This is a genomic window from Mesorhizobium sp. CO1-1-11 (genome assembly GCF_020164995.1).
GTDB lineage: Bacteria > Pseudomonadota > Alphaproteobacteria > Rhizobiales > Rhizobiaceae > Mesorhizobium > Mesorhizobium australicum.
In genome coordinates this window covers 23,471-49,604 of record NZ_JAIUHE010000009.1, presented here as the reverse complement: position 1 = coordinate 49,604, position 26,134 = coordinate 23,471, and the positions used below count along the sequence as shown (strand labels likewise).

The 26,134-nt window shown below is 62.0% G+C and carries 25 protein-coding genes and 2 pseudogenes; 14 read left to right on the top strand and 13 right to left on the bottom strand.

The window, feature by feature from the left end; all coding sequences use genetic code 11:
- Positions 1-86 precede the first annotated feature (86 nt).
- Positions 87-800 carry a DeoD-type purine-nucleoside phosphorylase gene (locus LB554_RS12270; protein ID WP_224584766.1) on the top strand — a complete coding sequence of 238 codons (714 nt, stop codon included), beginning with the start codon at positions 87-89 and terminating at the stop codon, positions 798-800.
- On the opposite strand, the gene LB554_RS12265 is transcribed toward LB554_RS12270, so the two are convergent.
- On the bottom strand, positions 797-1,096 hold the full coding sequence (locus tag LB554_RS12265) for a ribbon-helix-helix domain-containing protein (RefSeq protein WP_224584946.1): 300 nt from the start codon (positions 1,094-1,096) through the stop codon (positions 797-799). The genes LB554_RS12270 and LB554_RS12265 overlap by 4 nt on opposite strands.
- A gap of 245 nt (positions 1,097-1,341) precedes the next feature.
- Between LB554_RS12265 and LB554_RS12260 the strand changes: the two genes are divergently transcribed.
- From LB554_RS12260 to LB554_RS12250, 3 genes are all read left to right on the top strand, one after another.
- Entirely contained in the window at positions 1,342-1,737 is a 396-nt protein-coding gene (locus LB554_RS12260; RefSeq protein ID WP_224584762.1) for a VOC family protein, read from the top strand.
- Positions 1,738-1,815: 78 nt separating this feature from the next.
- Positions 1,816-2,346 (top strand): hypothetical protein, encoded by a 531-nt coding sequence (locus LB554_RS12255; protein WP_015317694.1) that lies wholly within the window; start codon positions 1,816-1,818, stop codon positions 2,344-2,346.
- Positions 2,347-2,392: 46 nt separating this feature from the next.
- On the top strand, positions 2,393-3,964 hold the full coding sequence (locus tag LB554_RS12250; protein ID WP_140821788.1) for a GMC family oxidoreductase: 1,572 nt from the start codon (positions 2,393-2,395) through the stop codon (positions 3,962-3,964).
- A gap of 155 nt (positions 3,965-4,119) precedes the next feature.
- On the opposite strand, the gene LB554_RS12245 is transcribed toward LB554_RS12250, so the two are convergent.
- On the bottom strand, positions 4,120-4,527 hold the full coding sequence (locus LB554_RS12245; protein WP_015317696.1) for a hypothetical protein: 408 nt from the start codon (positions 4,525-4,527) through the stop codon (positions 4,120-4,122).
- A gap of 391 nt (positions 4,528-4,918) precedes the next feature.
- Here LB554_RS12245 and urtA point away from each other — a divergent pair.
- The 6 genes and pseudogenes from urtA to LB554_RS12215 form a co-directional block, all read left to right on the top strand.
- Positions 4,919-6,151: pseudogene (urtA, locus tag LB554_RS12240) on the top strand (urea ABC transporter substrate-binding protein); the annotation flags it as partial.
- Positions 6,152-6,261: 110 nt separating this feature from the next.
- Positions 6,262-7,878, top strand: a complete 1,617-nt coding sequence (gene urtB, locus LB554_RS12235) for an urea ABC transporter permease subunit UrtB (RefSeq protein ID WP_224584760.1) — start codon at positions 6,262-6,264, stop codon at positions 7,876-7,878.
- Positions 7,875-9,110, top strand: coding sequence for an urea ABC transporter permease subunit UrtC (gene urtC, locus LB554_RS12230; RefSeq protein WP_140821786.1), 1,236 nt, complete (start codon positions 7,875-7,877; stop codon positions 9,108-9,110). The genes urtB and urtC overlap by 4 nt, the downstream gene beginning before the upstream one ends.
- Positions 9,111-9,116: 6 nt before the next feature.
- A complete protein-coding gene (gene urtD / locus LB554_RS12225; RefSeq protein WP_015317700.1) occupies positions 9,117-9,863 on the top strand; it encodes an urea ABC transporter ATP-binding protein UrtD in 747 nt (248 codons plus the stop codon).
- A 69-nt stretch (positions 9,864-9,932) separates the two neighbouring features.
- The gene (gene urtE, locus LB554_RS12220) at positions 9,933-10,628 is read left to right on the top strand and encodes an urea ABC transporter ATP-binding subunit UrtE (RefSeq protein ID WP_140616298.1); all 696 of its coding nucleotides are present in this window, start codon (positions 9,933-9,935) and stop codon (positions 10,626-10,628) included.
- Between the two features lie 261 nt (positions 10,629-10,889).
- On the top strand, positions 10,890-11,066 hold the full coding sequence (locus LB554_RS12215) for a hypothetical protein (RefSeq protein ID WP_013531844.1): 177 nt from the start codon (positions 10,890-10,892) through the stop codon (positions 11,064-11,066).
- A gap of 37 nt (positions 11,067-11,103) precedes the next feature.
- Here the strand turns inward: LB554_RS12215 and LB554_RS12210 are convergent, their stop codons facing one another.
- The 8 genes and pseudogenes from LB554_RS12210 to LB554_RS12175 form a co-directional block, all read right to left on the bottom strand.
- Entirely contained in the window at positions 11,104-12,252 is a 1,149-nt protein-coding gene (locus LB554_RS12210; protein WP_224584759.1) for a GGDEF domain-containing protein, read from the bottom strand.
- A 181-nt stretch (positions 12,253-12,433) separates the two neighbouring features.
- Complete coding sequence (locus tag LB554_RS12205) at positions 12,434-13,240, bottom strand: DUF72 domain-containing protein (protein ID WP_140664221.1); 807 nt, start codon at positions 13,238-13,240, stop codon at positions 12,434-12,436.
- A 28-nt stretch (positions 13,241-13,268) separates the two neighbouring features.
- A pseudogene (locus LB554_RS12200) lies at positions 13,269-13,777 on the bottom strand (GNAT family N-acetyltransferase).
- Complete coding sequence (gene uvrA, locus LB554_RS12195) at positions 13,777-16,698, bottom strand: excinuclease ABC subunit UvrA (protein ID WP_140664219.1); 2,922 nt, start codon at positions 16,696-16,698, stop codon at positions 13,777-13,779. Before uvrA ends, LB554_RS12200 begins: the two are co-directional and overlap by 1 nt.
- Before the next feature lie 697 nt (positions 16,699-17,395).
- Positions 17,396-17,695: a hypothetical protein gene (locus tag LB554_RS12190; protein WP_224584757.1), complete on the bottom strand. Its 300-nt coding sequence runs from the start codon at positions 17,693-17,695 to the stop codon at positions 17,396-17,398.
- A gap of 87 nt (positions 17,696-17,782) precedes the next feature.
- Entirely contained in the window at positions 17,783-18,388 is a 606-nt protein-coding gene (locus LB554_RS12185) for an ATP-dependent Clp protease proteolytic subunit (protein ID WP_140716866.1), read from the bottom strand.
- A 23-nt stretch (positions 18,389-18,411) separates the two neighbouring features.
- Positions 18,412-18,873, bottom strand: a complete 462-nt coding sequence (locus LB554_RS12180; RefSeq protein ID WP_140716868.1) for an SRPBCC family protein — start codon at positions 18,871-18,873, stop codon at positions 18,412-18,414.
- Positions 18,870-19,184 carry an ArsR/SmtB family transcription factor gene (locus LB554_RS12175; RefSeq protein ID WP_224584754.1) on the bottom strand — a complete coding sequence of 105 codons (315 nt, stop codon included), beginning with the start codon at positions 19,182-19,184 and terminating at the stop codon, positions 18,870-18,872. Before LB554_RS12175 ends, LB554_RS12180 begins: the two co-directional genes overlap by 4 nt.
- A 225-nt stretch (positions 19,185-19,409) precedes the next feature.
- On the opposite strand from LB554_RS12175, the gene LB554_RS12170 reads away from it, so the two are divergent.
- Together LB554_RS12170 and LB554_RS12165 are read left to right on the top strand one after the other, a co-directional pair.
- The gene (locus tag LB554_RS12170) at positions 19,410-19,934 is read left to right on the top strand and encodes a single-stranded DNA-binding protein (protein WP_023773877.1); all 525 of its coding nucleotides are present in this window, start codon (positions 19,410-19,412) and stop codon (positions 19,932-19,934) included.
- 127 nt (positions 19,935-20,061) lie between these two features.
- The gene (locus LB554_RS12165) at positions 20,062-20,487 is read left to right on the top strand and encodes an OsmC family protein (RefSeq protein WP_224584745.1); all 426 of its coding nucleotides are present in this window, start codon (positions 20,062-20,064) and stop codon (positions 20,485-20,487) included.
- Between the two features lie 6 nt (positions 20,488-20,493).
- Here the strand turns inward: LB554_RS12165 and LB554_RS12160 are convergent, their stop codons facing one another.
- From LB554_RS12160 to LB554_RS12150, 3 genes are all read right to left on the bottom strand, one after another.
- Positions 20,494-21,123, bottom strand: a complete 630-nt coding sequence (locus tag LB554_RS12160) for a MarC family protein (RefSeq protein WP_015317712.1) — start codon at positions 21,121-21,123, stop codon at positions 20,494-20,496.
- Between the two features lie 81 nt (positions 21,124-21,204).
- Complete coding sequence (locus tag LB554_RS12155) at positions 21,205-21,597, bottom strand: VOC family protein (RefSeq protein WP_140716872.1); 393 nt, start codon at positions 21,595-21,597, stop codon at positions 21,205-21,207.
- 32 nt (positions 21,598-21,629) lie between these two features.
- Complete coding sequence (locus LB554_RS12150; protein ID WP_224584743.1) at positions 21,630-22,163, bottom strand: hypothetical protein; 534 nt, start codon at positions 22,161-22,163, stop codon at positions 21,630-21,632.
- Positions 22,164-22,248: 85 nt separating this feature from the next.
- Between LB554_RS12150 and LB554_RS12145 the strand changes: the two genes are divergently transcribed.
- Both LB554_RS12145 and gyrA read left to right on the top strand, forming a co-directional pair.
- Positions 22,249-23,079, top strand: a complete 831-nt coding sequence (locus tag LB554_RS12145) for a helix-turn-helix transcriptional regulator (protein WP_224584742.1) — start codon at positions 22,249-22,251, stop codon at positions 23,077-23,079.
- A gap of 234 nt (positions 23,080-23,313) precedes the next feature.
- Positions 23,314-26,112, top strand: coding sequence for a DNA gyrase subunit A (gene gyrA / locus LB554_RS12140; protein ID WP_015317716.1), 2,799 nt, complete (start codon positions 23,314-23,316; stop codon positions 26,110-26,112).
- Positions 26,113-26,134: the final 22 nt, after the last annotated feature.

Below are 26,134 nucleotides of genomic sequence, written 5' to 3'. Positions count from 1 at the left end.
GTGCTTCCAATGCCGCACTCTTGCACAACGCCGTAACAACGCCATGATTGTTGAAAATACAGCAGGCGGGCTTGGGGGAGCGGCTGTTGACGCCACACATCGAGGCAGGCAAGGGCGATTACGCCGACACGGTTTTGTTGCCGGGCGACCCGCAGCGCGCGGAGTGGATGGCGCAGACATTCCTGGACGCGCCGCGCTGCGTCAATCGCCGACGCGGCGCTCTCGGCTTTACCGGCTTGTTTCGCGGCAAGCCCGTCAGCATTCAGGCGACGGGCATCGGCGTTTCATCCTTCCTGATCTACGCCCATGAACTGCTTGACTTTTATGGCGTCCGAACACTGATCCGCACCGGTACCTGCGGCAGCCTGAGCGCCGAGGCAAAGCTGCGCAGCCTTGTGATCTCGCAATCGGCACGGCCTGAAAATACCGAGAGCGGTCGAGTTTTTGGCCTTTACGCAGCCGATGTTGGCCCGGATCCGGCGCTGCTGGCTAGCGCATTGAGCAAGGCAGCCGCACTTGGCATCGACTACCACGCCGGCCTGACAGCCTGCACCGATATATTCTACCATCCTGAAGCGCGTGCCCGTTATGCCGACGCAAGGGCGCTCGGGGCGCTGGCGGTAGACATGGAAACCAGCGCTCTCTATCGCATAGCGGCCCATTTTGGCGCGAGGGCATTGTCGCTGCTGACCGTCGTCGACAATCTGCTTACCGGCGAACAGACCGACTATTCCGAACGCCAGGCGCTTTTCACCGACATGAGCCGGCTCGCGCTCGAAGTCGCCACGGAAGGGCGCTAGGCGGCCTCTCGCTTCAACACCTCCTGCATGGATAGTCGGTGGCCGCGTAGATAGAGTGCGCAAGTTGTGCGCAGCATCGACGCGAAGTTAGGGATCTCGCCGTTGATCTCGATGGCTTCGTCGTAGAGTTTCGAGATGAATTTCGGCGTCGTCAGGTTCTGGCTTTCGGCGATTTCGTCGAGCAAGGCCCAGAACGTGACCTCGAGCTGGATGCTCGTCGAATGTCCATCAATGCGGATCGACCGGTTGATCTGACGATAGCCTTCCGGATCCTGTGCGGCAAAGACTCTGCACATCGTTACCTCCCATTTTTGTTGGTCTTGGGCGCCGACGGGGCGGTCGGTGCCTTTTGAACACTGCCTGCGGTTCATCATCGACCGGAAGGTCGTCAACGGCAATCAGACTTTCGTCCTTGGCAGACTTTCGTCCTTGGGATGGGCATATCCGTTTTTCCAATCCCATGCGTGGTAGTCGGCTGCCACCACCTTCCTTCCCCGGCGCGCATAATCATCTTCGAAAGCACGAAGCTGCGGAGTCTGATTTGGCGAAGGCAATCCACACCATGATCCGGGTTCTCGACGAAGCCCGCTCCATCAATTTCTACACCAAGGCATTCGGCCTTGAGGTCGCCCAACGACTGGACTTCGAGACCTTCACGCTGGTCTACCTCAGCAATGCCGATGCGCCTTTCGAGGTTGAGTTGACCGTCAACAAGGGGCGCGCGGAGCCCTATGCGCTGGGCGATGGCTACGGTCACCTCGCGGTCTCGGTCGCCGATCTCGACAGCGAACATGATCGGCTCGGCGCTCTCGGCCTCAATCCGAAGAAGATTGTCGAATTCAGCCGCGACGGGTCGCTCATCGCCCGCTTCTTCTTCATCGAGGACCCCGACGGCTACAAGGTCGAGGTCCTGCAGCGCGGAGGGCGCTTCCAATAGGGACAACCGGCCGCGCGGACCGGCGCGGCGCCAGCAACGGCACTCTTTCGAGTGCGAACAGCAAGCAGGGAGGAAAACATGGTCACGATCCACGAGGGGAAGCCCGGGCTTTCACGGCGCGAACTTCTCAAACGCGGCGGCGTCGGCGCGCTGCTCGTCATTTCCGGCAGCGCCGTCATCAGTCCGCAACATGCCTGGGGGCTGGAAACCTCGGCTCTGAAGCCCGAGACAATGGCGACGCTGATCCAGCTGGCGCGCGATATCTACCCGCATGACCAAGTCCCTGACAAATATTACGCCGTCGCGGTCAAGGGCCATGATGAGATGGCCGCCAAGGACAAGGCTCACAAGGAGCTTATCGAAAACGGGATCGCCGATCTCGACAAGAGAGCCGGCGAGGGCGGTTATCGCGGGCTCGGCTGGGAAGAGCAGCGGGTCGCGCTGCTCAGGGACATTGAGGGTACGGCCTTCTTCCAGGCGGTTCGCGGCGGTCTTGTCGTCAGCCTCTACAACCAGAAGGAGGTCTGGCCGATCTTCGGCTACGAGGGCGAATCCTATTCCAAGGGCGGCTACATCGCGCGGGGATTCAGCGACATCGAGTGGCTCTGACCCGCTTCGCCTCAACCGCATTCATTTGATTTCATGGGAGGAAACCATGGCAGCAGCATTTGATCTGAAAAACGACGGCGTGGTCGTCATCATCGGCTCCGGCGCCGGCGGCGGCACGCTCGGCAACGAACTGGCGCAGAAGGGCATCGATGTCGTCATCCTCGAGGCCGGTGCCCGCCACGAATATGAGGACTTCATCAACGACGAGTGGGATTCGTTCGCTCAGCTCGCCTGGACGGACAAGCGCACCACATCGGGCGATTGGCGCGTGGCCAAGGATTTTCCCAACCTTCCGGCCTGGATCGTCAAGTCGGTCGGCGGCTCGACCACGCACTGGGCGGGCGCATCGCTGCGCTTCCAGGAGCATGAGTTCAAGACGCTGTCGACCTACGGCAAGCTGGAAGGCGCCAACCTTTTGGATTGGCCGGTGACGCTGGCCGAGATGGAGCCCTATTACGCCAAGGCGGAAGCCAAGATGGGCGTCACCGGCACCAATGGCTGGCCGCGCCTGCCGGGCAACAACAATTTCAAGGTGCTGAAGGCCGGCGCCGACAAGCTCGGCTACAAGGAATGCCATACCGGCAACATGGCGATCAACTCGGTGGAGCGCGACGACCGCAATTCCTGCCAGCAGACCGGCTTCTGCTTCCAGGGCTGCAAATGGGGCGCCAAATGGTCGACGCTCTATACCGAAATCCCGAAGGGCGAGGCGACGGGCCACCTCGAGGTCCGGCCGAACGCCATGGCGATCAAGATCAACCATGACGCCTCTGGAAAGGTCACCGGCGTCGTCTATGCCGACAAGGACGGCAAACTGCAGGAGCAGAAGGCCCGCATCGTGGCGGTCGCCGGCAATTCGATCGAGAGCCCGCGCCTGCTGCTCAATTCCGAATCAGCCAAGTTCCCGCACGGCCTTGCCAACTCGTCGGGGCAGGTGGGCAAGAACTACATGCGGCATACCACGGGATCGGTCTATGCCATCTTCGACAAGCCAGTGCACATGTATCGCGGCACCACCATGGCCGGCATCATCCGTGATGAGGCGCGCCATGATCCGTCACGCGGTTTTGTCGGCGGTTACGAGTTCGAGACGCTGTCGCTCGGCCTGCCCTTCATGGCTGCCTTCCTGAACCCTGGCGGCTGGGGGCGTTCCTTCACCACCGCGCTCGACCACTACGACCACATGGCCGGCCTGTGGATCGTCGGTGAGGACATGCCGCGCGAGGAGAACCGCATCACGCTGCATGGCGACGAGAAGGACGAGCACGGCATGCCGATCGCCGATGTGCATTTCGACGACCATGCCAACGACACGGCGATGCGCAATCATGCCTACAAGCAGGCCACCGCGCTTTACGATGCGGTCGGCGCCACACGCACCTTCCCGACGCCACCCTATCCCTCGACGCACAATCTCGGCACCAACCGGATGAGCGAGAAGGCCGCCGACGGCGTCGTCAACAAGCATGGCCAGGCACACGACATCAAGAACCTGTTCGTGTCGGACGGCAGCCAGTTCACGACGGGTGCGGCCGAAAACCCGACCCTGACCATCGTGTCGCTGGCGATCCGCCAGGCCGACTATATCGCCGCGCAGATGTCGGCGAAAACCATCTGACCTCCCGACTGCCTGCTGGCGCGGAACTTGACCAGTTCCGCGCCTTTTTTCATGGCCTCAGGCGCCGACCGGCTGGCGGTCCTTCGGCAACATCCAGATGAGATGAGAAGACGGGCAGGGTTGCAGACCGAGGCGGTGTCATTGCCAGGGAAGATCTATTGATTGCTTCCCCTGGTGCAGGTCGTGGCGGTGAAGGCGCCGTCGGGCTGCTTCATGATGATGTCGAAGGAGGGCGGACTCTGGCCGTCCAGCGTTGCCTGGGTGAGCGAGAGCGAGTTGCCGCCAGTGGTGTAACCGCCAACTGGTCCCAACCAGGAGATCACGCCGTTTGCATCCATCTGGTAGTTGTAGCCCTGCTGCGCGGTCCCGAACGTGACCGGGCCGTTGTAGACGTTTCCCTTGATGGTGATGTCGCCGAGGTTGAGGAACATGCCGAGCAGGTAGGCCTCGCAGTGATAGATGCCGTCGGGCATCCTGCCGTCGCTGAAGTCGGCTCGGGCCGCTCCGGTTGCCGCCGCCAGAGCCACTATGCCGATGAATATGCGTGAAATGGCTGATGTCATGATGCCGTCCGCTTGAACGACCAAGCTTGCCCTATTTTTGCGCCGCGCCGCAACATTTGCCGTCGGCGATCTGCCTTCGAGATCAAAATATAGGCATCTAAAGAAAATGGGCAAAACTTAGGCATATGCCTTGTGCATTGCGCAAATTTCCCTCAATCAATTTTTAACCGGCTCTCTTTGTTTCGTTCAATCTAATATAGCAACGCACTGATAACATGTATCTATTTTGCGCTTTTCCGCATGCCTTCAGCGGTTGGCACGGGGGTTGCATTGCATAGTCGCGGTGCAATCAACCAGCTTGGGAGTCTTCCGCATGAGGGGTAATTTCTCGACAATAGCAAAAATGTTCTCGGCGAGCGTAGTTGCCGCCTGCCTGGTGATGTCTGCTCCGGCCAGGGCCGCCGATGATACGATCAAGGTCGGCATTCTTCATTCGCTGTCGGGCACGATGGCGATTTCGGAGACGACGCTGAAGGACGCCATGCTGATGCTCATCGACGAGCAGAACGCCAAGGGCGGCCTGCTCGGCAGGAAGCTCGAGGCGGTCGTCGTCGATCCGGCTTCCAACTGGCCGCTGTTCGCCGAAAAGGCGCGTGAGCTGATCTCGAAGGACAAGGTCGCCGCGGTGTTCGGCTGCTGGACCTCGGTGTCGCGCAAGTCGGTGCTGCCGGTGTTTTCCGAACTCGACAATATCCTGTTCTATCCGGTCCAGTATGAGGGCGAGGAAAGCGAGCGCAATGTCTTCTACACGGGTGCCGCGCCGAACCAGCAGGCCATTCCGGCCGTCGATTACCTGATGAGCGAGGACGGCGGTTCGGTGAAGCGCTGGGTGCTCGAAGGCACCGACTACGTCTATCCGCGCACCACCAACAAGATCCTTGAAGCCTATCTGAAGGCCAAGGGCGTCGCGGCCGAAGACATCATGGTCAACTATACGCCGTTCGGCTTCTCCGACTGGCAGACCGAAGTCTCGGCGATCAAGAAATTCGGCTCGGCCGGCAAGAAGACCGCCGTCGTCTCGACCGTCAATGGCGATGCCAACGTGCCGTTCTACAAGGAACTCGGCAACCAGGGCATCAAGGCCGAGGACATCCCAGTCATGGCCTTCTCGGTCGGCGAGGAAGAGCTGGCCGGTCTCGACACCGCGCCGCTGGTCGGCCATCTCGCCGCCTGGAACTATTTCGAGAGCGTCGATACGCCCGAGAACAAGAAGTTCATCGCCGACTGGCACAAGTTCATCAAGAGCGACAAGCGCACCACCAACGACCCGATGGAAGCCCATTATATCGGCTTCAACATGTGGGTGAAGGCGGTCGAGAAGGCCGGCACCACCGATCCGGACAAGGTCATCGACGCCATGATCGGCGTTTCTGTGCCAAACCTGACCGGCGGCTACTCGACGATGATGCCGAACCATCACATCACCAAGCCGGTGCTGATCGGCGAAATCCAGGCCGACGGCCAGTTCGAAACGGTTTCGCGCACGCCGGGCCTAGTGATGGGCGACGAATGGTCCGACTACCTGCCGGACTCCAAGGATTTGATCTCCGATTGGCGCAAGCCGCTGTCGTGCGGCAACTTCAACGTTGCCACCGGCAAGTGCGGCGGCAAGGGCACAAACTGATCCTCCCCGGGCAGGGCCTTCATGCCACGCCCAAGACCGCACGCGTCCGGACGGTTTCCTCCACCGTCCGGACGCGCCCATTTCAAACCTTCAAGGGTTAACACAAGCCGATGACCTTGATCCGCACGATTGGCCTGACGCTGTTGTTCCTGCTGGCGACACTGTCGTCGTCGGGCGCAGGCGAAGCCGATCTGCGCGCCATCATCGCCAAGTTCGCGACCGCCAAGGGCTTTTCCGAGACCGGAGCCGTCGTGCATGACCTCGCCGCCACCGGCGATCCCTTGGTCGAACACCCGCTTTCGGCACTCGCCGACGGCAATCTCTATATCCGCAAAGCGGATTCCCTGGTCTTCGTCGGCAAGGAAACCGGCGAAAGCGTCCAGCTTTTCGATCCGCTCAGCAGCGAAGCATCCGGCGAGGCGGCCAAGGGCGACGTCGCCAAGATCAAGGTCAACAACACGCTGCGCCGCGTCATCCGCGATGCGCTCGGCACGCTGACGCTTGGCGCCAAGGATCCGGCCGTGCGGCTGGCCGCCGCCCGCACCATGTTCAAGACGCCCGACGCAGCCAACATCGAGCCACTCGACACGGCGATCGCCGGCGAGACCGTGGCCAGCGTCAAGGCTCTGCTCGAACAGGCCCGCGCGGCCTCGGTGCTTGTTTCCGACAGGCCCGAGGCCGACAAACTCGCCGCGGTCGCCCTGATCGGCGCGCGTGGCGACCGCGACGCGGTTTCGCTGCTCACTTCGGTCGAGGGCAGTGCCTCCGGCGCGGTCAAGGACGCGGCGACCGCAGCGATCGCCAACATCAATTCGACGCTGGCCTTGTGGGATGCCGGACAGAACATCTGGTACGGGATTTCGCTGGGTTCGGTGCTGCTGCTGGCAGCGATCGGGCTTGCCATCACCTTCGGCGTCATGGGCGTCATCAACATGGCGCATGGCGAGATGGTGATGCTTGGCGCCTATACGACCTTCGTCGTCCAGCAGGTGATCCGGACGTCCTTTCCCGGCTTGTTCGACTGGTCGCTGGTGATCGCGCTGCCGCTCGCCTTCCTGGTCGCGGCATTCGTCGGTCTCATCATCGAGCGCGGCGTGATCCGGTTCCTCTACGGCCGGCCGCTGGAGACGCTGCTGGCAACCTGGGGCGTCTCGCTCATCCTGCAGCAGGCGGTGCGCTCGATCTTCGGACCGACCAACCAGGAGGTCGGCAATCCGTCCTGGATGTCCGGCTCCTTCGACGTCGGGCAACTGGCCATCACCTGGAACCGTCTGTGGATTCTGGTGTTCGCGCTCACGGTATTCGGCATGTTGCTCTATGTGATGAAGCGCACGCCCTGGGGGCTGCAGATGCGCGCCGTCACCGCCAACCGGCGCATGGCCGCCTCGATGGGCATCAGGACGCCCTGGGTCGACGCGCTGACCTTCGCGCTGGGATCCGGCATTGCCGGTATCGCCGGCGTCGCGCTCAGCCAGATCGACAATGTCTCGCCCAATCTTGGTCGCGGCTACATCATCGACAGCTTCATGGTGGTCGTCTTCGGCGGTGTCGGCAATCTCTGGGGTACATTGGTCGGCGCCTTTTCGCTCGGCATCGTCAACAAGGTTCTCGAGCCCTATGCCGGCGCGGTGCTCGGCAAGATCGTCGTGCTGGTGCTGATCATCCTGTTCATCCAGAAGCGCCCGCGAGGCCTGTTCGCGCTCAAGGGCAGGGCGGTGGAAGCATGATATCGGGACGCTTCTTTGCCGCCGGCGCGGATCGCCGCATCGCCATCACCATCTTCATCCTGCTGGCGGTGGCTATAATCGTGCCGGTGCTTAACCTGGCCGTCTCGCCGACAAGCGCCTTCTACATTCCGTCCTACATCGTGGCGCTGACCGGCAAATATCTCTGCTATGCACTGCTGGCGCTCTCGCTCGATCTGGTCTGGGGCTATTGCGGTATCCTCTCGCTCGGCCACGGCGCCTTCTTCGCGCTCGGCGGCTATGCGATGGGAATGTATCTGATGCGCCAGATCGGCTCGCGCGGCGTCTACGGCAACCCGATCCTGCCCGATTTCATGGTGTTCCTGAACTACAAGGAATTGCCCTGGTTCTGGACCGGTTTCGACCATTTCTGGTTCGCCGCCATCATGGTGCTGGCGGTGCCCGGCCTGCTTGCCTTCATCTTCGGCTGGTTCGCCTTCCGCAGCCGCGTCACCGGTGTCTACCTCTCCATCATCACCCAGGCGATGACCTATGCGCTGCTGCTTGCCTTCTTCCGCAACGACATGGGTTTCGGAGGCAATAACGGCCTGACCGATTTCAAGGATATTCTGGGCTTCAACGTGCAGGCCGATACCACCCGTTCGGCACTGTTCGCGGCCAGCGCGGTGATGCTGGCACTCGCCGTTTTCATCACCTGGGCGATCGTCGGCTCCAAATACGGCAAGCTGCTGATGGCCGTGCGCGACGCCGAGAGCCGCACGCGCTTCCTCGGCTGGCGGGCGGAGAACGTAAAGCTGTTCGCTTTTACCGTTTCGGCCGTCATGGCAGGCATTGCCGGCGCGCTCTACGTGCCGCAGGTCGGCATCATCAATCCAGGCGAATTCGAGCCGGCCAATTCGATCGAGGTGGTGATCTGGGCGGCGGTCGGCGGCCGCGGCACCATTGTCGGGCCGATCATCGGCGCGTTGCTGGTCAATGCCGGCAAATCCTGGTTCACCGGCGTGCTGCCGGAATTCTGGCTGTTCGCGCTCGGGGGCCTGTTCGTCGCCGTCACCTTGCTCCTGCCCAAGGGCATCATCGGCATGTGGGACAGCTGGCGCGGCAATGCCAGGGCGCTGCGCGTGGCGTCCCTGGCTGAAGAAGCCGGCGCCGAGGTTGGCATCGCGTCCGCGACCTCGAAGCCCGCTCGCTCGCCGGCTAGAAACCCAGGCGAGTGGTCCTGGTCCGACCCCGAACCGCAGGCGGCGGAGTAAGCGACCATGAGCAAATCCAACACTATCCTCTATCTCGACGGCGTCTCAGTGTCCTTCGACGGCTTTCGCGCCATCAACAATCTGTCCCTGGTGCTCGACAAGGGCGAGATGCGCGCCATCATCGGCCCCAACGGCGCCGGCAAGACGACGATGATGGACATCGTCACCGGCAAGACGAGGCCGGATGAGGGCGAAGTGTTCTTCGACGGCCAGGTGGACCTGACCAGGCATGACGAAGCCGAGATAGCCATGATGGGCATCGGCCGCAAATTCCAGAAGCCGACCGTTTTCGAAAGCCACACGATCGAAGAAAACCTGATGCTGGCGCTGAAGGGGCCGCGTTCGATCTTCCCGGCGCTGTTCCATCGCCAATCGCCCGCCGAGGCGCGGCAGATCGATGACATCCTTGGCATCATCCGGTTGGGCGACAAACGCAGGGAATTGGCGGCCAATCTCAGCCATGGGCAAAAACAGTGGCTGGAGATCGGCATGCTTCTCGCGCAGGACCCGAAGCTGCTGCTGGTCGACGAGCCGGTGGCCGGTATGACCGATGCCGAGACCGAGGAAACCGCGCGGCTGCTCAGGGATATCGCCCGTGACCACTCAGTCATTGTCGTCGAACACGACATGCATTTCGTCCGCGAACTCGGCGTCAAGGTTACCTGCCTGCATGAAGGCTCGGTGCTCTCGGAAGGGACGCTCGATTTCGTTTCGGCCGACGAGCGCGTCGTCGAAGTCTATCTGGGGAGATGAGCATGCATTGGCGGGTTCAATTCCATCGCTTCGATCTGTCTTTGCTGAGGTTCTGGAGAAGGCGCTGACATGCTCGAGGTTTCCAATGCCACGCTGCACTACGGCGCCGCCCAGGCGTTGCGCGGCGTATCGCTGAAGGCGGGCGCCGGCAAGATCACCTGCGTGCTCGGCCGCAACGGCGTCGGCAAGACCAGTTTGATGAGATCGATCGTCGGCCACCACAGGCTGACGAGCGGAAGCGTTGCCTTCGAGGGGAAGGCGCTCGACCGGAGCGCGGCGTATGACCGCGCCCGGTCGGGCATCGCATTCGTTCCGCAGGGCAGGGAGATCTTTCCGCTGCTCAGCGTGCGGGAAAATCTCGAATCCGGCTTCGCGCCCTTGAAGCGCGCCGACCGCAACGTGCCGGCGCACGTCTTCGAGCTGTTTCCGGTGCTGAAGCAGATGCTTGGCCGCCGTGGCGGCGATCTTTCCGGCGGCCAGCAACAGCAGCTCGCCATCGGCAGGGCACTCGTGATGCGGCCGAAGCTGCTGGTGCTCGACGAGCCGACCGAAGGCATCCAGCCCTCTGTCATCAAGGATATCGGCCGCGCCATACGCTATCTGCGCGACCAGGCCGGCATTGCGGTGCTGCTGGTCGAACAGTATCTCGATTTCTGCCGCGAACTCGCTGACGAGGTCAACATCATGGATCGCGGCCAGATCGTCCACACCGGCCCAGCGGAAGATTTAGACCGGGCTGATGTCCGCAAATTCCTCACGGTCTAGAATCGGCGCCAGACTTCATTGAAGATTTGAAGTTATTGGCAAGACCAATATTTCCTACATCCATCATCTGCGTCTCTGGCACATGCAATATCGCATGCTAGTGTTTCCGTGGCTTTGTGAGTCGGCCGTTTCCGTATCAGTCTGGTTATCGCAGATCGCGGCGCGGCAAAGGCCCTGCAAGTTCCACGCAAGCAAGGCTTCCTACCTTCCCGATCTGATTGTCGTTCAAACGCGTTTGGGCACACAGGCTAAGGGACAGCCATGGAACGTTACGTCGAAGACTACCAGAAGCGGCGGCTTACCGAACGCGTCGACATCATCGCCGCCATCAACATTCTGAGGTCACAGGGCTGTGACTACGACGACCTGATCGAGGAGATCACCAAGGTCTTCTATGTCGATCTCGATACCTTCAATGAAATCGTCATGGCGGCCTAATGCATGTCGCCCGGCGGGCTTGGCATGATACGCGCGTTTAGCTCGCGCGTCGGAATGGCGAGGCGGTGACGCGGTTGCGACCTCCCCGCTTGGCGTCATAGAGCGCCTTGTCGGCGGCGCTGAGTACCTTGTCCAGGCTGATGCCCTCTTTGCTGCCAAACGCAAATCCGGCGCTGACCGTACAGGTGAGGGAACCGGTTTCGGTTTCTATCAGTCGCGTCGCGAAAGCCGCCCGGATACGCTCGGCTGCTTCCTCGACCGCCTCCGGCAGCGTGCGCTTCAGTACCAGCGCGAATTCCTCGCCGCCCATGCGCGCGGCGACGTCGGCCGGCCGAAGGTTGGCTACCAACTCGTTGGCGAACACCCTCAGCACTTCATCGCCCGCCGCATGGCCGAATTCGTCGTTGATGGTTTTGAAGTTGTCGAGGTCGAAGACGACCACCGCGGTAAAGGCGCCGACCGGGACATGGCCATGCATGTCGAACAGCGCGCGCCGGTTGAGCAGGCCGGTCAGGGAATCCGTCTGGGCGTTGCGATGGTGGTGCCTCGCCAGACGCCCCTGATTGAGGGCAAGCGAGAGCGCGCCAATACCTGTCATGCTGGCGATAACCACGACGAGGCTGAGCTCCTCGGCCCAGTTGCTTGGTGCATGTCCGAGCACCAGTTTTCCTTCCCAGGCGAGAACCATGGCGCAGAGCCCGAAGGAGGTGGCCGTGGCCGAATAGAGCGCGGTGATGCCGATCGTCAGGGCGGGTGCCTCATCACGGCCCTTCCAGTATTCGAAAGCCGTGGCGAACAGGAGCACGGCGGCAAACATGTTCTCCGCCACGAAGCCGAGGCCATCGTAGCCCAGAGCCATGGGGGGCAACGCTATCGCCAGGGAATAGCAACCCCACAGGGTCCGCGGCAGTGGCGAGCCGCCGGTTCGGAACTGATAGGCCGCACCCAGCATCGTCGAAAAGCCGATCAGCAGAAACGCCGAGGTGGCGATGCCGAGCAGGCGTCCCGGCATCCCGATATAGGCGTCATAGATAAAAATATCGCCGACCACGAACACCAGGCTGATCGCCCATGTCAGCAGGAATTTTTCCGAGCGGGCGGTCAGCCACATGCCGAACAATGTCAGGCTGAGGCAAGCGGCCGAGAAACCGACGGCCAGCAGAAGTGAAGTGTAGTCGAGCGACATGCCCTCTTTCCCTGCCGGCGGCGGTCCCAGCTCTGCGGCTTGGCGTCGGCGCATTCATGCGGCAAGGAAGTGTCGATAAGGTTACGATCGTGGCGAAGATGCCCAGGAACAGGCGCTTTGCTACGCTAATACGCACAGGCTATGCGCCTATTGTGTGTAGCTGGAACCGACTGATGCCTTTTCAGTCGGCTACGCGCCTCATCAATGCCATCGCCCCGAACGGCGCCCGCACCTTGCCCTCGGTGATGAAGTAGACGAACACGTCGCGCGGTTGGACCGGCGCGTCGCTGGCAGGGTCGGCGCGCCGCAGATCCGCCGGCTGCTTGCCTTGCGCCCAGATCTTGGCCCGCGCCGCCCATTCGTCGAGGCCCTTTGGCGTGTAGCAGTCCGGATTGTCATCCGAGCCGGTCTGCAGCCGGGCGTAGATGAAATCGCCAGTGATGTCGGCGATGTCAGGATATTTGGCATGATCGGCATAGACGATCGCCGCCTTGTATTTGCGGGCGAGCGCTGGGAATTCCGGCACGATGAAACTGTCGTTGCGCACTTCCAGCGCGTGGCGCAGCGCGACACCATCCTGCTTTTCCGGCAGCAGCTTCAGAAACGCCTCGAAATCGTCCGGATCGAACTTCTTGGTCGGAGCGAACTGCCACAGGATCGGTCCCAGCTTGTCGCCGAGCGCGGCAACGCCGGAACCCAGGAAACGCATCATCGATTCACCGGCCTCGCCCAGCACGCGCCGGTTGGTAACGAAGCGGTTGCCTTTCAGCGAATAGACGAAATTGTCAGGTGCTTCGTTGGCCCATTTGACGAAGGTCGGCTCCTTGAAGCTCGAATAATAAGTGCCGTTGACCTCGATGCTCGGCACCTGCCGGGTAGCGTATTGCAGTTGCTTGGCCTTCGACAGTTTCTCGGGGTAGAAGGACGTGTCCCAGGGTTCGAAGGTCCAGCCGCCCATGCCGGCGCGGATTGTTCCCGATTTGCTCATTGTCGTCCTCCCAGATTTCTAGTGGCGATCAGGCCGTGGTGGACCTGTTGTCGACGGGTTTGGCCATGTCGACGAGTATCCACCCTGGCCGGTAGGGATTGGGCCGGCGACCCGTTTCGCGATAGCCGTAAGCGAGATAGAGCGCGATGTTTCGTTCCATTTTCGCATTGGTGTAGAGCCGTATCTCCGGCAGGCCCCACTGCCGCGCCTGCTCGTCAGCGTGCTTCAGCAATGCAATACCGAACCCCTTGCCTGGAAGGCAGGCGACACCGCGACGGAGAAGATCATCGCGTGATCTTCATGCCGCTCCAGCGTGATCACTCCGGCAAGTTCATCACCGCTCTCCAGCAGCCAGACCTGGCCCTGGGCAATACGCGGCGCGTAGTCCTCGGTAACCGGGATCGGCGGTGCATCGAGTATGGCATTGTAGGGAGCGTAGGCGGCTTGCGTCAGCGCGACGATTGCGGCGAGATTTTCGGGGCCGGCAAGCCTCACCCCAAAGCTGCTCTGGACCGTGATGAGATCATCCTTACCCATCACTCCGCCGCTTCGCGTTTGCCTCCGGGGCGTCGCTCCAGCAGTTCCTTCAGGAACTGGCCGGTGTAGCTGCGCTTTTCGCGCACGATCGCTTCCGGCGTGCCCGAGGCGACCAGTTCGCCGCCGCCATCACCGCCCTCGGGGCCGAGGTCGAGCACCCAGTCTGCGGTTTTTATCACTTCGAGATTGTGCTCGATGACCACCACCGTATTGCCTTGGTCGACCAGTTCATGCAGCACTTCCAACAGCTTGGCGACGTCGTGGAAATGCAGGCCGGTGGTCGGCTCGTCGAGGATGTAGAGCGTCTTGCCGGTCGCCTTGCGCGACAGTTCCTTGGCGAGCTTGATGCGCTGCGCTTCACCGCCGGACAGCGTCGTCGCCTGCTGGCCGATGTGGATATAACCAAGGCCGACCTGCTTCAGCGTCTCCAGCTTGTCGCGTACGCCGGGTACGGCGGCGAAGAAATCGACGCCTTCCTCGACGGTCATGTCGAGCACGTCGGCGATCGACTTGCCCTTGAACAGGACGTCGAGCGTCTCCCTGTTGTAGCGCTTGCCATGGCAGACGTCGCAGGTGACGTAGACGTCGGGCAAAAAGTGCATCTCGATCTTGATGACGCCGTCGCCCTGGCAGGCCTCGCAGCGGCCGCCCTTGACGTTGAAGGAGAAACGGCCCGGCTGATAGCCGCGCGCCTTCGCTTCCGGTAGACCGGCGAACCAGTCGCGGATCGGCGTGAAGGCGCCGGTATAGGTGGCGGGGTTCGAACGCGGCGTGCGGCCGATCGGCGACTGGTCGATGTCGATGACCTTGTCGAGGAACTCCAATCCCTCGATGCGGTCATGCTCGGCCGGATGTTCGCGCGAGCCCATGATGCGGCGCGAGGCCGCCTTGAACAGCGTCTCGATCAGGAAGGTCGACTTGCCGCCGCCCGATACGCCGGTGACGGCGGTGAAGGTGCCGAGCGGGATTTCGGCGGTGACGTTCTTCAGATTGTTGCCGCGCGCGCCGACGATCTTCAGCCGCCGGTTTTTCTTCGCCTCGCGGCGCACGCCGGGCGTTGCCACTTCGAGCGCGCCCGACAGATATTTGCCGGTGATCGAATTGGGGTTGGCCATCACCTGCTGCGGCGTGCCCTGGGCGATGATCTCGCCGCCATGGATGCCTGCGGCCGGACCCATGTCGACAACGTAGTCGGCATGCAGGATTGCGTCCTCGTCGTGCTCGACGACGATCACGGTGTTGCCGATGTCGCGCAGGTGCTTGAGCGTATCGAGCAGGCGCGTGTTGTCGCGCTGGTGCAGGCCGATCGACGGCTCGTCCAGCACGTAGAGCACGCCGGTCAGGCCTGAGCCGATCTGCGAGGCCAGCCGGATGCGCTGGCTTTCGCCACCCGACAGCGTGCCGGAATTGCGCGACAAGGTGAGATAGTCGAGCCCGACATCGTTGAGGAAGCGCAGACGCTCGCGGATTTCCTTCAGGACGCGGACAGCGATCTCGTTCTGCTTGTCGTTGAGCTGCGCCGGCAGGTCGGTGAACCATTTGTCGGCGTTGCGGATCGACTGTTCCGTCACTTCGCCAATGTGCTTGCCGGCGATCTTCACCGCCAGCGCCTCCGGCTTCAGCCGGTAGCCCTTGCAGACCGGGCAGGGCGTTGCCGACATGAAACGCTCGATCTCCTCGCGCATCCAGGCGGATTCGGTCTCCTTCCAGCGGCGCTCGAGATTGGGGATGACGCCTTCGAAGGTCTTGGTCGTCTTGTAGGAGCGCAGGCCGTCATCATACTGGAAGGTGATCTCGCGCTCGCCGGTGCCGCGCAGGATCGCTTCCTGGGCTTGCGCTGAAAGATCCTTGAACTTGTCGCCGAGCTTGAAGTCGTACGCCTTGCCCAATGCCTCGAGCGTCTGCGAGTAATAGGGCGAGGTCGATTTCGCCCATGGGCTGACGGCGCCGTCGCGCAGCGACACGTTCTCGTCCGGCACCACGAGGTTGGGGTCGATGGCGCGCTGGCTGCCGAGACCGTCGCAGGTCGGGCAGGCGCCAAACGGGTTGTTGAAGGAGAACAGCCTGGGCTCGATTTCCGGAATGGTGAAGCCGGAAACCGGGCAGGCGAACTTTTCCGAGAACAGGATGCGCTCATGCGTCTCGTTCTTCGACTTGTTGACCGAATCCTCGCCAGTCTGGCTGGCATCGAGCGGCCTGTCGGCGAACTCGGCCACTGCCAGCCCCTCGGCCAGCTTCAGCGCCGTCTCGATGGAGTCGGCAAGCCTTGTGGCAAGGTCGCCGCGAACGACGATGCGGTCGACGACGACGTCGATGTCGTGCTTGTATTTCTTGTCCAGCGCCGGCACATCGGCGATTTCATAGAAGACGCCGTCGACCTTGACGCGCTGAAAGCCCTTCTTCTGCAACTCCAGCAGTTCCTTGCGATATTCGCCCTTGCGGCCGCGCACGATGGGCGCCAGCAGGAACAGGCGCGTGCCTTCCTCGACGGCCAGCACCCGGTCGACCATCTGGCTGACCGTCTGGCTCTCGATCGGCAGGCCGGTGGCCGGCGAATAGGGCACGCCGACGCGGGCAAACAGAAGGCGCATATAGTCGTAGATCTCGGTGACGGTACCGACCGTCGAACGCGGGTTCTTCGACGTGGTCTTCTGCTCGATCGAGATGGCCGGCGACAGGCCGTCGATCTGGTCGACGTCGGGCTTTTGCATCATTTCGAGGAATTGCCGGGCATAGGCCGAGAGGCTCTCGACATAGCGGCGCTGGCCTTCTGCATAGATGGTGTCGAAAGCAAGCGACGATTTGCCGGAGCCCGACAGGCCGGTCATGACGATCAGGCTGTCACGCGGCAGGTCGAGATCGACATTCTTCAGATTGTGTTCGCGCGCCCCGCGAATGGAAAGATATTTATGGTCGGCCATGTCAGGTCGCCGCCTCAGATCTGGAATTTGTGGGATAGGCGGGTTTCCCCGGCCATTCCCTATGTAGTTATTTTTGCCGCCACGTCGAGAGACGCCACAATTCTCGACAGAAGTCGTTTAACCGCCTTTCGCGCGAGGGGGCAAGCGGAAAGAACAAAGACCGAACACGCTCCTGACAAAGCTGTGCGGAAGCTGACCCGAACGTAAGCTTCCGGCGATCACATTTTTCCGTAACCGGCTATTGATGGTTGACGCGGCCAACTCACGGGAGCAGTCTTGCGAAGTCAGCGAAGCCGGCCGTCTATCGATGGCCTCGCCGCCCCAAGGCGGCCTGCGAGACGCCGCAGGCATTTGCGATTTGCGCTTCACGACGACAATGTCGCAACGGACAAGAGGAGCGGAGCATGACGCCACCGGATAGTCCCCCAGGGCTTCAGTTGTTACTGGAGCCGCGGCAGGCATAAGTGCCAAGGGCAGGCGTTTGCGCCACCCGACAAACCGTGACCTGCCGTATCCCTGAAAATCAGAGACTGCTAGTCGGATCGTCGGCTGAATGCCGCGAAGCATCCGAAATCAAACGCCGGCAGTACACTCCCGGCAAAAATGGGTTTGAGATCCAGAAAAGCCCCGCCCGTTTGCCCAAGGCACGGCGGGGCTGTTCTTTTGGCGGGCTCCAGTTGGAAGGCCCGATCTTTGCCTATCTGGGTGGCTTGGTCCCGCCAACTCCGACATCGACGGTGATGCTGCCGGAAATCCTGACATTGGTATTGCCGATCTTGAACTGCCCGTTGCCGCTGCTGGGGAACGCGTCGTCGGGTTCGGGCACCGGGGCCGGCTTGGCGATGCGATAGCCGCCGGTTACGCCGGGCAGGGCGCCTTTCCGAACCGACGACGAGGCCTCGTCGGCAAGTGCCGACCTGGACACAAGGCCGACGATGGCAAGCACCATGGCGGCCGTGACACGGTGCGATGTTCCTGATCGATGAGTGTCGGTCATCCCCTTGTTATAGGGGCCTGCCGCCACCGGAACCAGAGCGGGATCGTCAAATCTTCGACAAGCAGCAGGGTTTGACTCACTCTGGTCCTACGCAGCCTTTTTGCGGGTGTCGAACACATGGTCGACAATTCCCCACGCCTGGGCCTCGCGGGCGGTCATGAAATGGTCGCGGTCGAGCGTGCGTTCGACGTCTTCATAGCTGCGGCCGCAATGCTGGGCGTAGAGTTCGGTCATGTGGCGTTTGGTCTGGCCGATGCGTTCGGCGTGCCGCTGGATGTCGGAAGCCTGGCCCTGGAAGCCGCCCAGCGGCTGATGCAGCAGGATGGTGGCGTTGGGCAGGGCGATGCGCCGTCCGGCCGTGCCCGCCATCAGCAGGAACGATCCCATCGATGCTGCAAAGCCCATGCACACGGTCGACACCGGGCAGCTGATATACTGCATCGTGTCGTAGATGGCGAAGCCGCTGGTCACCATGCCGCCCGGCGAGTTGATGTAGAGCGAGATCTCCTTCTCGGGATTGTCCGACTCCAGCGACAAAAGCTGCGCGCAGACCAGCGCCGAGACGTCGTCGTTAATCTCCCCGTTGACGAAGACGATGCGCTCGCGCAGCAGCCGCGAAAAAATGTCGAATGCGCGTTCGCCGCGGCTCGATTGCTCGATTACCATCGGCACAAGACTGGCAACACCGCTCATTTTCTGTCTCCAATTTTCCGTGTTCAAGCCGCGTGCAGCAGCAGAAGGCGTGGGGTGTTCGCGGCTATAGGCGTGCCGGTCCCGTGCAGCGAAAGTCGGCAGCCTGCCCCCGCCATGGCCACGGCCGGCATCGCCTTGCGAGCAAAGCCGTCATGGAGGATGCGCAGATGCGTGCCGCCGGAAACGGTTCGGGCGAGTGTGAAGGTGACGGTGCTGTCGAGTGGGTGCGCGGCATCGTCCGACCGCTCGCGCCAGGAATAGCGCAGCAGGCGTTCGGGCTCGGCATCGAGAATCTCGCATTCGATCGCCGCGTCTTGACCGGCGAAGGCAAAGCGGCTGCCGGTCTGCGGCCTGATGTCGTTGGGCATCATCCAGGCGGCGAGCAGTTCCGGCACGGTCAGCGCCCGCCAAACCTTTTCCGGCGGCTCGGCAAGATCGTATTCGAACTCAATCGCATCGGGAGAGACTTCGCTTTGGCTGTTCATTGATCCATGTCCTTCAAAACCGTCTTCAGCCTTTCGATGCGCTCCGGCCAGAAGGTACGGTAGCGTTCGATCCATGAGAGCAGCGGGGCAAGCCCCTGCGGATCCGCACGATAATAGGCGTTGCGGCCGGAGCGCCGCTCGACCACGAGGCCGGCGCCCCGCAGCACCGCCAGATGCTGCGACACCGCCGGTTGCGACACCGTCAGGCCGCTGCGCAATTCCGACACGCTCATCTCGCTTGTGGCGAGACGCTCAAAGACGGCGCGGCGTGTCGGGTCGGCCAAGGCGCGGAAAATCTCTGCTTCGATCATGACAAAAGCATAAGTCGATACTTATCGATTTGGCAAGCGCTGTTTTGAGACCCATATGCGGCGTTCCGGCATTGCTGCCATTCCTTGACAATTGGCGGCGGTGCATATAGGAACGAAAAGGGAACAAAAACCTTGTGGGAAAAGCCAGCCTTGGCAAGCGGCTGACGTGCGTAGCCTGTAAGGTGCTGCGACAAAAATTTGTTTCGGATAGCGCGGAGAAATATCATGGCGGGTAGCGTCAACAAGGTCATTCTGGTCGGCAATCTCGGCGCTGACCCTGAAATCCGCCGCCTGAACTCGGGCGAGCCGGTCGTCAACATTCGCATCGCGACGTCGGAAAGCTGGCGCGACAAGAATTCCGGCGAGCGCAAGGAAAAGACCGAGTGGCATAACGTCGTCATCTTCAATGAGGGCATCGCCAAGGTGGCGGAGCAGTATCTGAAGAAGGGCATGAAGGTTTATGTCGAGGGCCAGCTGCAGACGCGCAAATGGCAGGACCAGACCGGTGCCGACAAATACACGACCGAAGTCGTGCTGCAGAAATTCCGCGGCGAGTTGCAGATGCTCGACGCGCGTGGCCAGGGTGAGGGCGGTCAGGTTGGCGGCTACAGCGGTGGCGGCAGCAGCCGTGGTTCCGATTTCGGCCAGTCGAGCCCGAACGAAGGGTTCAACCGCGGTGGCGGCAACGCTCCCAGGGGCGGCGGTGGCGGTGGTTCGTCGCGCGAACTGGACGACGAAATTCCGTTCTGATCGAAAGCCGCACCAAATAGCGAATGCCTTTACTTGATATGCCCCGAGGGTCCGCATGGACTTTCGGGGTTTTGCATGGTGGTTTTGAGCTGACGTTGGCGCGATCAGAGACGTAAGAGGACTGGCGATGAAGGCACGGGTAAAATGGGTCGAGGAGCGCACCTTCGTCGGCGAGTCCAGCAGCGGCCACAAGGTCGTGCTGGGCACGGCGTCAGGCCCGGAAGGCAAGACGCCGGGACCGAGCCCGATGGAACTGGTGCTGATCGGTACCGGCGGCTGCTCGGCCTATGATGTCGTCCATATCCTCGAAAAGGGGCGCGAGGCCGTCGAGGATTGCGTGGTCGAGCTCGATTCCGACCGCTCCGAAACCGATCCCAAAGTGTTCACCCGCATCCATATGCATTTCATCGTCAAGGGTCGGGCGCTGTCCAGCGACAAGGTCAAGCGGGCAATCGACCTTTCGATCGAAAAATACTGCTCGGCCTCCGCCATGATGGCCAAGACCGCGAGGATTACCCACGACTTTGAAGTCATCGATACGACCGCAAAATAAGCGGGCCTACGAGGCCATCAGCGCCTTGATGCCATCTGCCACGAACTGCACGGCCAGTGCCGCCAGGATAACCCCGAGCAGGCGGGTCAGGATCGAGCGGCCGGTCTGGCCGAGGATGCGGTCGATGCGTTCCGACAGCACGAATACCAGATAGGTTATGACGAGGCAGACAAGAATGATGCCGACCAGGGCCGCCTGCGCCGCAAAACCCTGAAACGAGCCTGAGAGCAGCACCGTCGCGGAAATCGCGCCGGGGCCGGCGATCAGCGGGATCGCCAGGGGGAAGGCGGCGATGTTGTGGATCATGTCCTTGGTGATGGCGACGTCGCCGATCTTTTCCTTGCGGTCCTGCCGGCGCTCGAACACCATTTCAAAGGCGATGAAGAACAGCAGGAACCCGCCGGCGACACGGAACGCCGGCAAGGTGATGCCGAACACCGACAGGATCGATGCGCCGGCCACCGCAAACAGCGCCATCACCAGAAAACCGATGACCGAGGCGCGCACGGAAACCTGGCTGCGCTCCTCGCGGTTCATGCCGCGTGTCACGGCGAGGAACAGAGGCGCCAGCCCAGGCGGATCGATGGTCACGAGAATGGTGACGAAGGCATTGAACAGGCTGTCGAAACTCGGCATCGCTGACCCTCCCGCCGGGCCAAGCCCGTACCCACATTGGTAGAGCAAAGCCCGGTCGGTGGGAACAGTCAGAACCGCAGGTTAGGCGGCAGCGCCGCAATAGGCCTCCAGGCGATAGCCGTCCGGATCGACAACGAAGGCCGCGTAATAGTTCTCGCCATAGTCGGCGCGCAGGCCCGGTCCGCCATTGTCGCTGCCGCCTTCGCGCAACGCCCCGGCATGAAAGGCACCGACGCTATCCCGTGTCGGCGCGGCGAAGCAGAAATGCAGGCCGGATCTTTCGTCCGCCGGCACCGGGCGCGCCGCCTCGTTGACCCACAGCGCGACAGCCTGGGGCGCGACAGCCTGGACACCATAGCCGAGCGAACCCGGCGATTGGCTGACGCAAGTGAAGCCGAGCGGCCTCAGCGCGGCATCGTAGAAACGTTTGGAGGCAGTGACGTCGCGAACGCCGATCGAGATATGATCGAACATGGTTTTCTCCATTGTTACTAAGGGTTGTGGGGTCATCTTTTAGTTTGACGACGCGCCAGGAACTCGACTTCGAGGTGCCAGTCCGCGCCGTCATGCGAGCGCTCGCCGAGCCATCGGAAGGAATTCTCGGTGATGCGCGAAAAGCTCCAGCGTACCGAGGAACCAGTGCCGTCGGCGCCGACCTGCACGATCGTGTCGCCTTCGGCGCGGCCGAGCTGGCGGCTGAAATACTGGTTGCGCGGGTCGCTCCAGAAGATGTGCCAGGCATCGATTCCGGGGTCATAGACCCGCAGCGTCGTGCCGTAAAAGGTCCATTTGCCAAGCGATGGCGAGGGGCCGGCGTCACGCGCGGGCAGGATCCAGACATCCTGGATGGCGCGGCCTTCCAGCGCCCAGCCGAAGTGCACCTCGCCGCGTCCGGTCAGCACCGTGCCGTCCTCGAGATGGCGCGCGGCGTCAAACGTCCACGCACCGACGAAGCGGCCGTAAAGGCTCAGTTTTTCGGCAAGCCCTTGGATCGGTCCGGGACTGTGCAAGGCTTCGGCAAATGTGGATTGGTCGGGCATGGCTGCGATCTCTTCTTGTCAGGAGACCGCGAGCAATAGGTGCCGCCGGGGTTTTGGGCTTGGGAAAAATTGCTATATTTCAGCCATGACGGCGACCGCGAATACCCTTGCATCCGGACCTGGCTGGCACGTGGCGGATGTGATCTGCACGGCCAGCGCCGGCGATCGGCCGTTCGAGGAAGTCCATCGGGATTTTTGCGTCGCGGCGGTCACCAGTGGCACCTTCCGCTATCGCGCACAGCAAGGCACCGCAATGCTCGCGCCAGGCAGCCTCCTGCTTGGCAATTCCGGCACATGCTACGAATGCGGGCACGAGCATGGCAGCGGCGACCGTTGCCTCTCCTTCCATTTCGGGCCGGCTTATATGGACCGGATCGTCGCCGACGTACCGGGCGCTGGGAAGCTCACCTTCGAGACGCCCCGCCTGCCGCCGTTACCCGCCATCGCACCGCTGCTGGCCGAGGCGGAAGCCGCGCGCGACATGGCCGACGCAGGCGCCTTCGAGGAACTTGCCCTGCGCATCGCCGGTGCCGCCGTGGCGACAATCTCAGGCGCAAGGCACGCCAGTCGCGATCCAAGCCGCCGCGACCAGAAAAGGGTTGCCGAGGCGGTGAGGCGGATCGAACTGGATGCCGACGGACCGGTCTCGCTTCCAGCGTTGGCGGATGAGACCGCGACCAGTCCTTATCATTTCCTGCGCACCTTCCGGCAGGTTGCCGGCATGACGCCCTATCAATACCTGCTCAGGACCCGATTGCATCGTGTGGCGGTGCGATTGCGCACGTCCAACGATGCCATCTCGGCAATTGCTTTCGAAGCCGGCTTCAACGATCTGTCGACCTTCAACCGCCGGTTTCGGCGCGTCATGGGCGAAACGCCTGGCCGGTATCGGTCCGGGCGCGTTGGCAGCCGCTGAAAAGTTGCCAGGAGCTCCAATTGATCGCGCTCGGGGCGTTCGTCTGGGGAAAACGGTCCATTGCCGGCTTTTGCCTTGCTGGCGGCGAAAGGTCGTGGCCATATCGTCGCAATCAGTGGTATCCACTTGAAATTACCGCTAAAATTGACACTGGAAAAGTGCCCCGGACATTGGAGTTTCGGCCTCGCTTCCTATATAAGCAGCGAGTGATTCCTGATTAGATTGTGATCCGATTTGACCGACCAGAAGACACCGCGCGGCACAGACGGCGGCCCTAGCGGCATCGAGCCGATATCCATCATCGAGGAGATGCAGCGCTCCTATCTCGATTACGCCATGAGCGTGATCGTCAGTCGTGCGCTGCCCGATGTGCGCGACGGCCTGAAGCCGGTGCACCGTCGCATCCTCTATGCCGCCCATGAGAGCGGCTATCACTGGAACCGCAAATATGTGAAATCGGCGCGCCCCGTCGCCGACGTGATGGGTAAATACCATCCGCATGGCGACGCCTCGATCTATGACGCCCTGGTGCGCATGGCGCAGGACTGGTCGTTGCGCGTGCCGCTGATCGACGGGCAGGGCAATTTCGGTTCGATCGACGGCGATCCGCCGGCGGCGATGCGCTACACCGAATCGCGCCTGACCAAGGTCGCGCACGAGCTGTTGGAGGACATCGACAAGGATACCGTCGATTTCCAGGACACTTATGATGCTTCGGACACCGAGCCTAAGGTTCTGCCGGCGCGCTTTCCCAATCTGCTGGTCAACGGTTCGGGCGGCATTGCCGTCGGCATGGCCACCAACATCCCGCCGCACAATCTCGGTGAAGTCTGCAACGCCGCTATTGCCGTCATCGACAATCCGGCGATCGACCTGCCGGCGCTGATGGAGATCATTCCGGGCCCCGATTTCCCGACCGGCGGCATCGTGCTTGGCCGTTCCGGCATCTACAGCGCCTATTCCACCGGCCGCGGCTCCATCGTCATGCGCGGCAAGGTCAACATAGAGCAGCGCGGCAATGACCGCGAATCGATCATCATCACCGAGGTTCCCTACCAGGTGAACAAGGCCTCGATGATCGAGAAGATGGCCGAACTGGTGCGCGACAAGCGCGTCGAGGGCATTTCCGATATCCGCGACGAAAGCGACCGCCAGGGTTATCGCGTCGTCATCGAGCTCAAGCGTGACGCCGTTGCCGACGTCGTCCTCAACCAGCTCTACCGGTTCACGCCGCTGCAGACCTCTTTCGGCGCCAATATGGTGGCTCTGAACGGCGGCAAGCCGGAACTGCTGAACCTGACCGACATGCTGAAGGCGTTCGTCACCTTCCGCGAGGAGGTGATCAGCCGGCGGACGAAGTTCCTGCTGCGCAAGGCGCGGGACCGCGCCCATGTGCTGGTTGGCCTGGCCATCGCCGTCGCCAACATCGACGAGGTCATCAAGCTGATCCGTACCGCGGCGGACCCGCAGACGGCGCGCGAGCAGTTGATGGAGCGGCGCTGGCCCTCGGGTGACGTTGAATCGTTGATCCTCCTGATCGACGATCCGCGCCATCGTATCAACGAGGACGGCACCTACAATCTGTCCGAGGAACAGGCGCGCGCTATCCTCGAACTGCGCCTGCAGCGCCTGACCGCGCTTGGCCGCGACGAAATCGCCGATGAGTTGAATACGATCGGCGACGAGATCAAGGACTACCTCGACATTCTGTCGTCGCGCGCGCGCATCCAGCAGATCGTCAAGGACGAGCTCGCCGCCGTGCGCGACGAATTCGGCACGCCACGCCGCACCGAGCTCACCGATGGCGGCGCGGACATGGAAGATGAGGATCTGATCCAGCGCGAGGACATGGTCGTGACGGTGAGCCATTCCGGCTACATCAAGCGCGTGCCGCTGTCGCTCTATCGGGCGCAGCGCCGCGGCGGCAAGGGCCGCTCCGGCATGTCGACCAAGGAAGAGGATTTCGTCACCCGGCTGTTCGTGGCCAACACCCACACGCCGGTGCTGTTCTTCTCCTCGCGCGGCATCGTCTACAAGGAAAAGGTCTGGCGGCTGCCGATCGGCAACCCGCAGTCACGCGGCAAGGCGCTGATCAACATGCTGCCGCTGGAGCAGGGCGAGCGCATCACCACCATCATGCCGCTGCCCGAGGACGAGACGAGCTGGGGCGATCTCGACGTGATGTTCGCCACGACGCGCGGCACCGTGCGCCGCAACAAATTGTCCGACTTCGTCCAGGTCAATCGCAACGGCAAGATCGCCATGAAGCTGGAGGAGGAGGGCGACGAAATTCTCGGCGTCGAGACCTGCACCGACAATGACGACGTGCTTCTGACGGCGAATTCGGGCCAGTGCATTCGCTTCTCCGTCGGCGACGTGCGCGTCTTCCAGAGCCGCAATTCCGTCGGCGTTCGCGGCATAACCATGGCTGAAACCGACCGCATCATCTCCATGTCGGTGATCGAGCATGTCAATGCTTCACCGGCGGAACGCGCCGCTTACCTCAAGCGGGCGGCGTCGGAGCGGCGGCTTGCCGCCGAGACAGCCGGAGAGGAAGAAGAGATCGCGCTCACCAATGAGGAGATCGGCGAGGAGACCGAGCTTCCAGACGACCGCTACGAATTCCTCAAGGCGCATGAGCAGTACGTGCTGACGGTGACCGAATATGGATACGGCAAGCGCTCGTCGTCCTACGACTTCCGCCTGACCGGCCGCGGCGGCAAGGGGATCCGTGCCACCGACGTGTCCAAGGCAGCCGAAATCGGCCAGCTGGTGGCAACCTTCCCGGTCGGCAATGACGATCAGATCATGCTGGTGTCGGATGGCGGCACCGTCATCCGGGTACCCGTTAACGGCATCCGTTTCGCTAGCCGCGCCACCAAGGGCGTGACCATCTTCAACACGGCTGAAGGTGAAAAGGTGGTTTCGGTCGAGCGGATTTCGGAGCCGCAATCGGACGAGGAAGTGGAAGAGGCCGTCGAGGGTGGCGCGGGGCCGGATTCGAATGACAGCGGTCCGGACAACGCCGAATAGTTCCTGGTACGTTTGACATAGC

Excerpts from the sequence above, each read along its gene's own strand:
- LB554_RS12265 (WP_224584946.1), bottom strand. The coding sequence starts at position 1,096 with ATGTGCAGAGTCTTTGCCGCACAGGATCCGGAAGGCTATCGTCAGATC.
- LB554_RS12255 (WP_015317694.1), top strand. The coding sequence starts at position 1,816 with ATGGTCACGATCCACGAGGGGAAGCCCGGGCTTTCACGGCGCGAACTT.
- LB554_RS12250 (WP_140821788.1), top strand. The coding sequence starts at position 2,393 with ATGGCAGCAGCATTTGATCTGAAAAACGACGGCGTGGTCGTCATCATC.
- LB554_RS12245 (WP_015317696.1), bottom strand. The coding sequence starts at position 4,527 with ATGACATCAGCCATTTCACGCATATTCATCGGCATAGTGGCTCTGGCG.
- urtB (WP_224584760.1), top strand. The coding sequence starts at position 6,262 with ATGACCTTGATCCGCACGATTGGCCTGACGCTGTTGTTCCTGCTGGCG.
- urtC (WP_140821786.1), top strand. The coding sequence starts at position 7,875 with ATGATATCGGGACGCTTCTTTGCCGCCGGCGCGGATCGCCGCATCGCC.
- urtD (WP_015317700.1), top strand. The coding sequence starts at position 9,117 with ATGAGCAAATCCAACACTATCCTCTATCTCGACGGCGTCTCAGTGTCC.
- urtE (WP_140616298.1), top strand. The coding sequence starts at position 9,933 with ATGCTCGAGGTTTCCAATGCCACGCTGCACTACGGCGCCGCCCAGGCG.
- LB554_RS12215 (WP_013531844.1), top strand. The coding sequence starts at position 10,890 with ATGGAACGTTACGTCGAAGACTACCAGAAGCGGCGGCTTACCGAACGC.
- LB554_RS12210 (WP_224584759.1), bottom strand. The coding sequence starts at position 12,252 with ATGTCGCTCGACTACACTTCACTTCTGCTGGCCGTCGGTTTCTCGGCC.
- LB554_RS12205 (WP_140664221.1), bottom strand. The coding sequence starts at position 13,240 with ATGAGCAAATCGGGAACAATCCGCGCCGGCATGGGCGGCTGGACCTTC.
- uvrA (WP_140664219.1), bottom strand. The coding sequence starts at position 16,698 with ATGGCCGACCATAAATATCTTTCCATTCGCGGGGCGCGCGAACACAAT.
- LB554_RS12190 (WP_224584757.1), bottom strand. The coding sequence starts at position 17,695 with ATGACCGACACTCATCGATCAGGAACATCGCACCGTGTCACGGCCGCC.
- LB554_RS12185 (WP_140716866.1), bottom strand. The coding sequence starts at position 18,388 with ATGAGCGGTGTTGCCAGTCTTGTGCCGATGGTAATCGAGCAATCGAGC.
- LB554_RS12180 (WP_140716868.1), bottom strand. The coding sequence starts at position 18,873 with ATGAACAGCCAAAGCGAAGTCTCTCCCGATGCGATTGAGTTCGAATAC.
- LB554_RS12175 (WP_224584754.1), bottom strand. The coding sequence starts at position 19,184 with ATGATCGAAGCAGAGATTTTCCGCGCCTTGGCCGACCCGACACGCCGC.
- LB554_RS12170 (WP_023773877.1), top strand. The coding sequence starts at position 19,410 with ATGGCGGGTAGCGTCAACAAGGTCATTCTGGTCGGCAATCTCGGCGCT.
- LB554_RS12165 (WP_224584745.1), top strand. The coding sequence starts at position 20,062 with ATGAAGGCACGGGTAAAATGGGTCGAGGAGCGCACCTTCGTCGGCGAG.
- LB554_RS12160 (WP_015317712.1), bottom strand. The coding sequence starts at position 21,123 with ATGCCGAGTTTCGACAGCCTGTTCAATGCCTTCGTCACCATTCTCGTG.
- LB554_RS12155 (WP_140716872.1), bottom strand. The coding sequence starts at position 21,597 with ATGTTCGATCATATCTCGATCGGCGTTCGCGACGTCACTGCCTCCAAA.
- LB554_RS12150 (WP_224584743.1), bottom strand. The coding sequence starts at position 22,163 with ATGCCCGACCAATCCACATTTGCCGAAGCCTTGCACAGTCCCGGACCG.
- LB554_RS12145 (WP_224584742.1), top strand. The coding sequence starts at position 22,249 with ATGACGGCGACCGCGAATACCCTTGCATCCGGACCTGGCTGGCACGTG.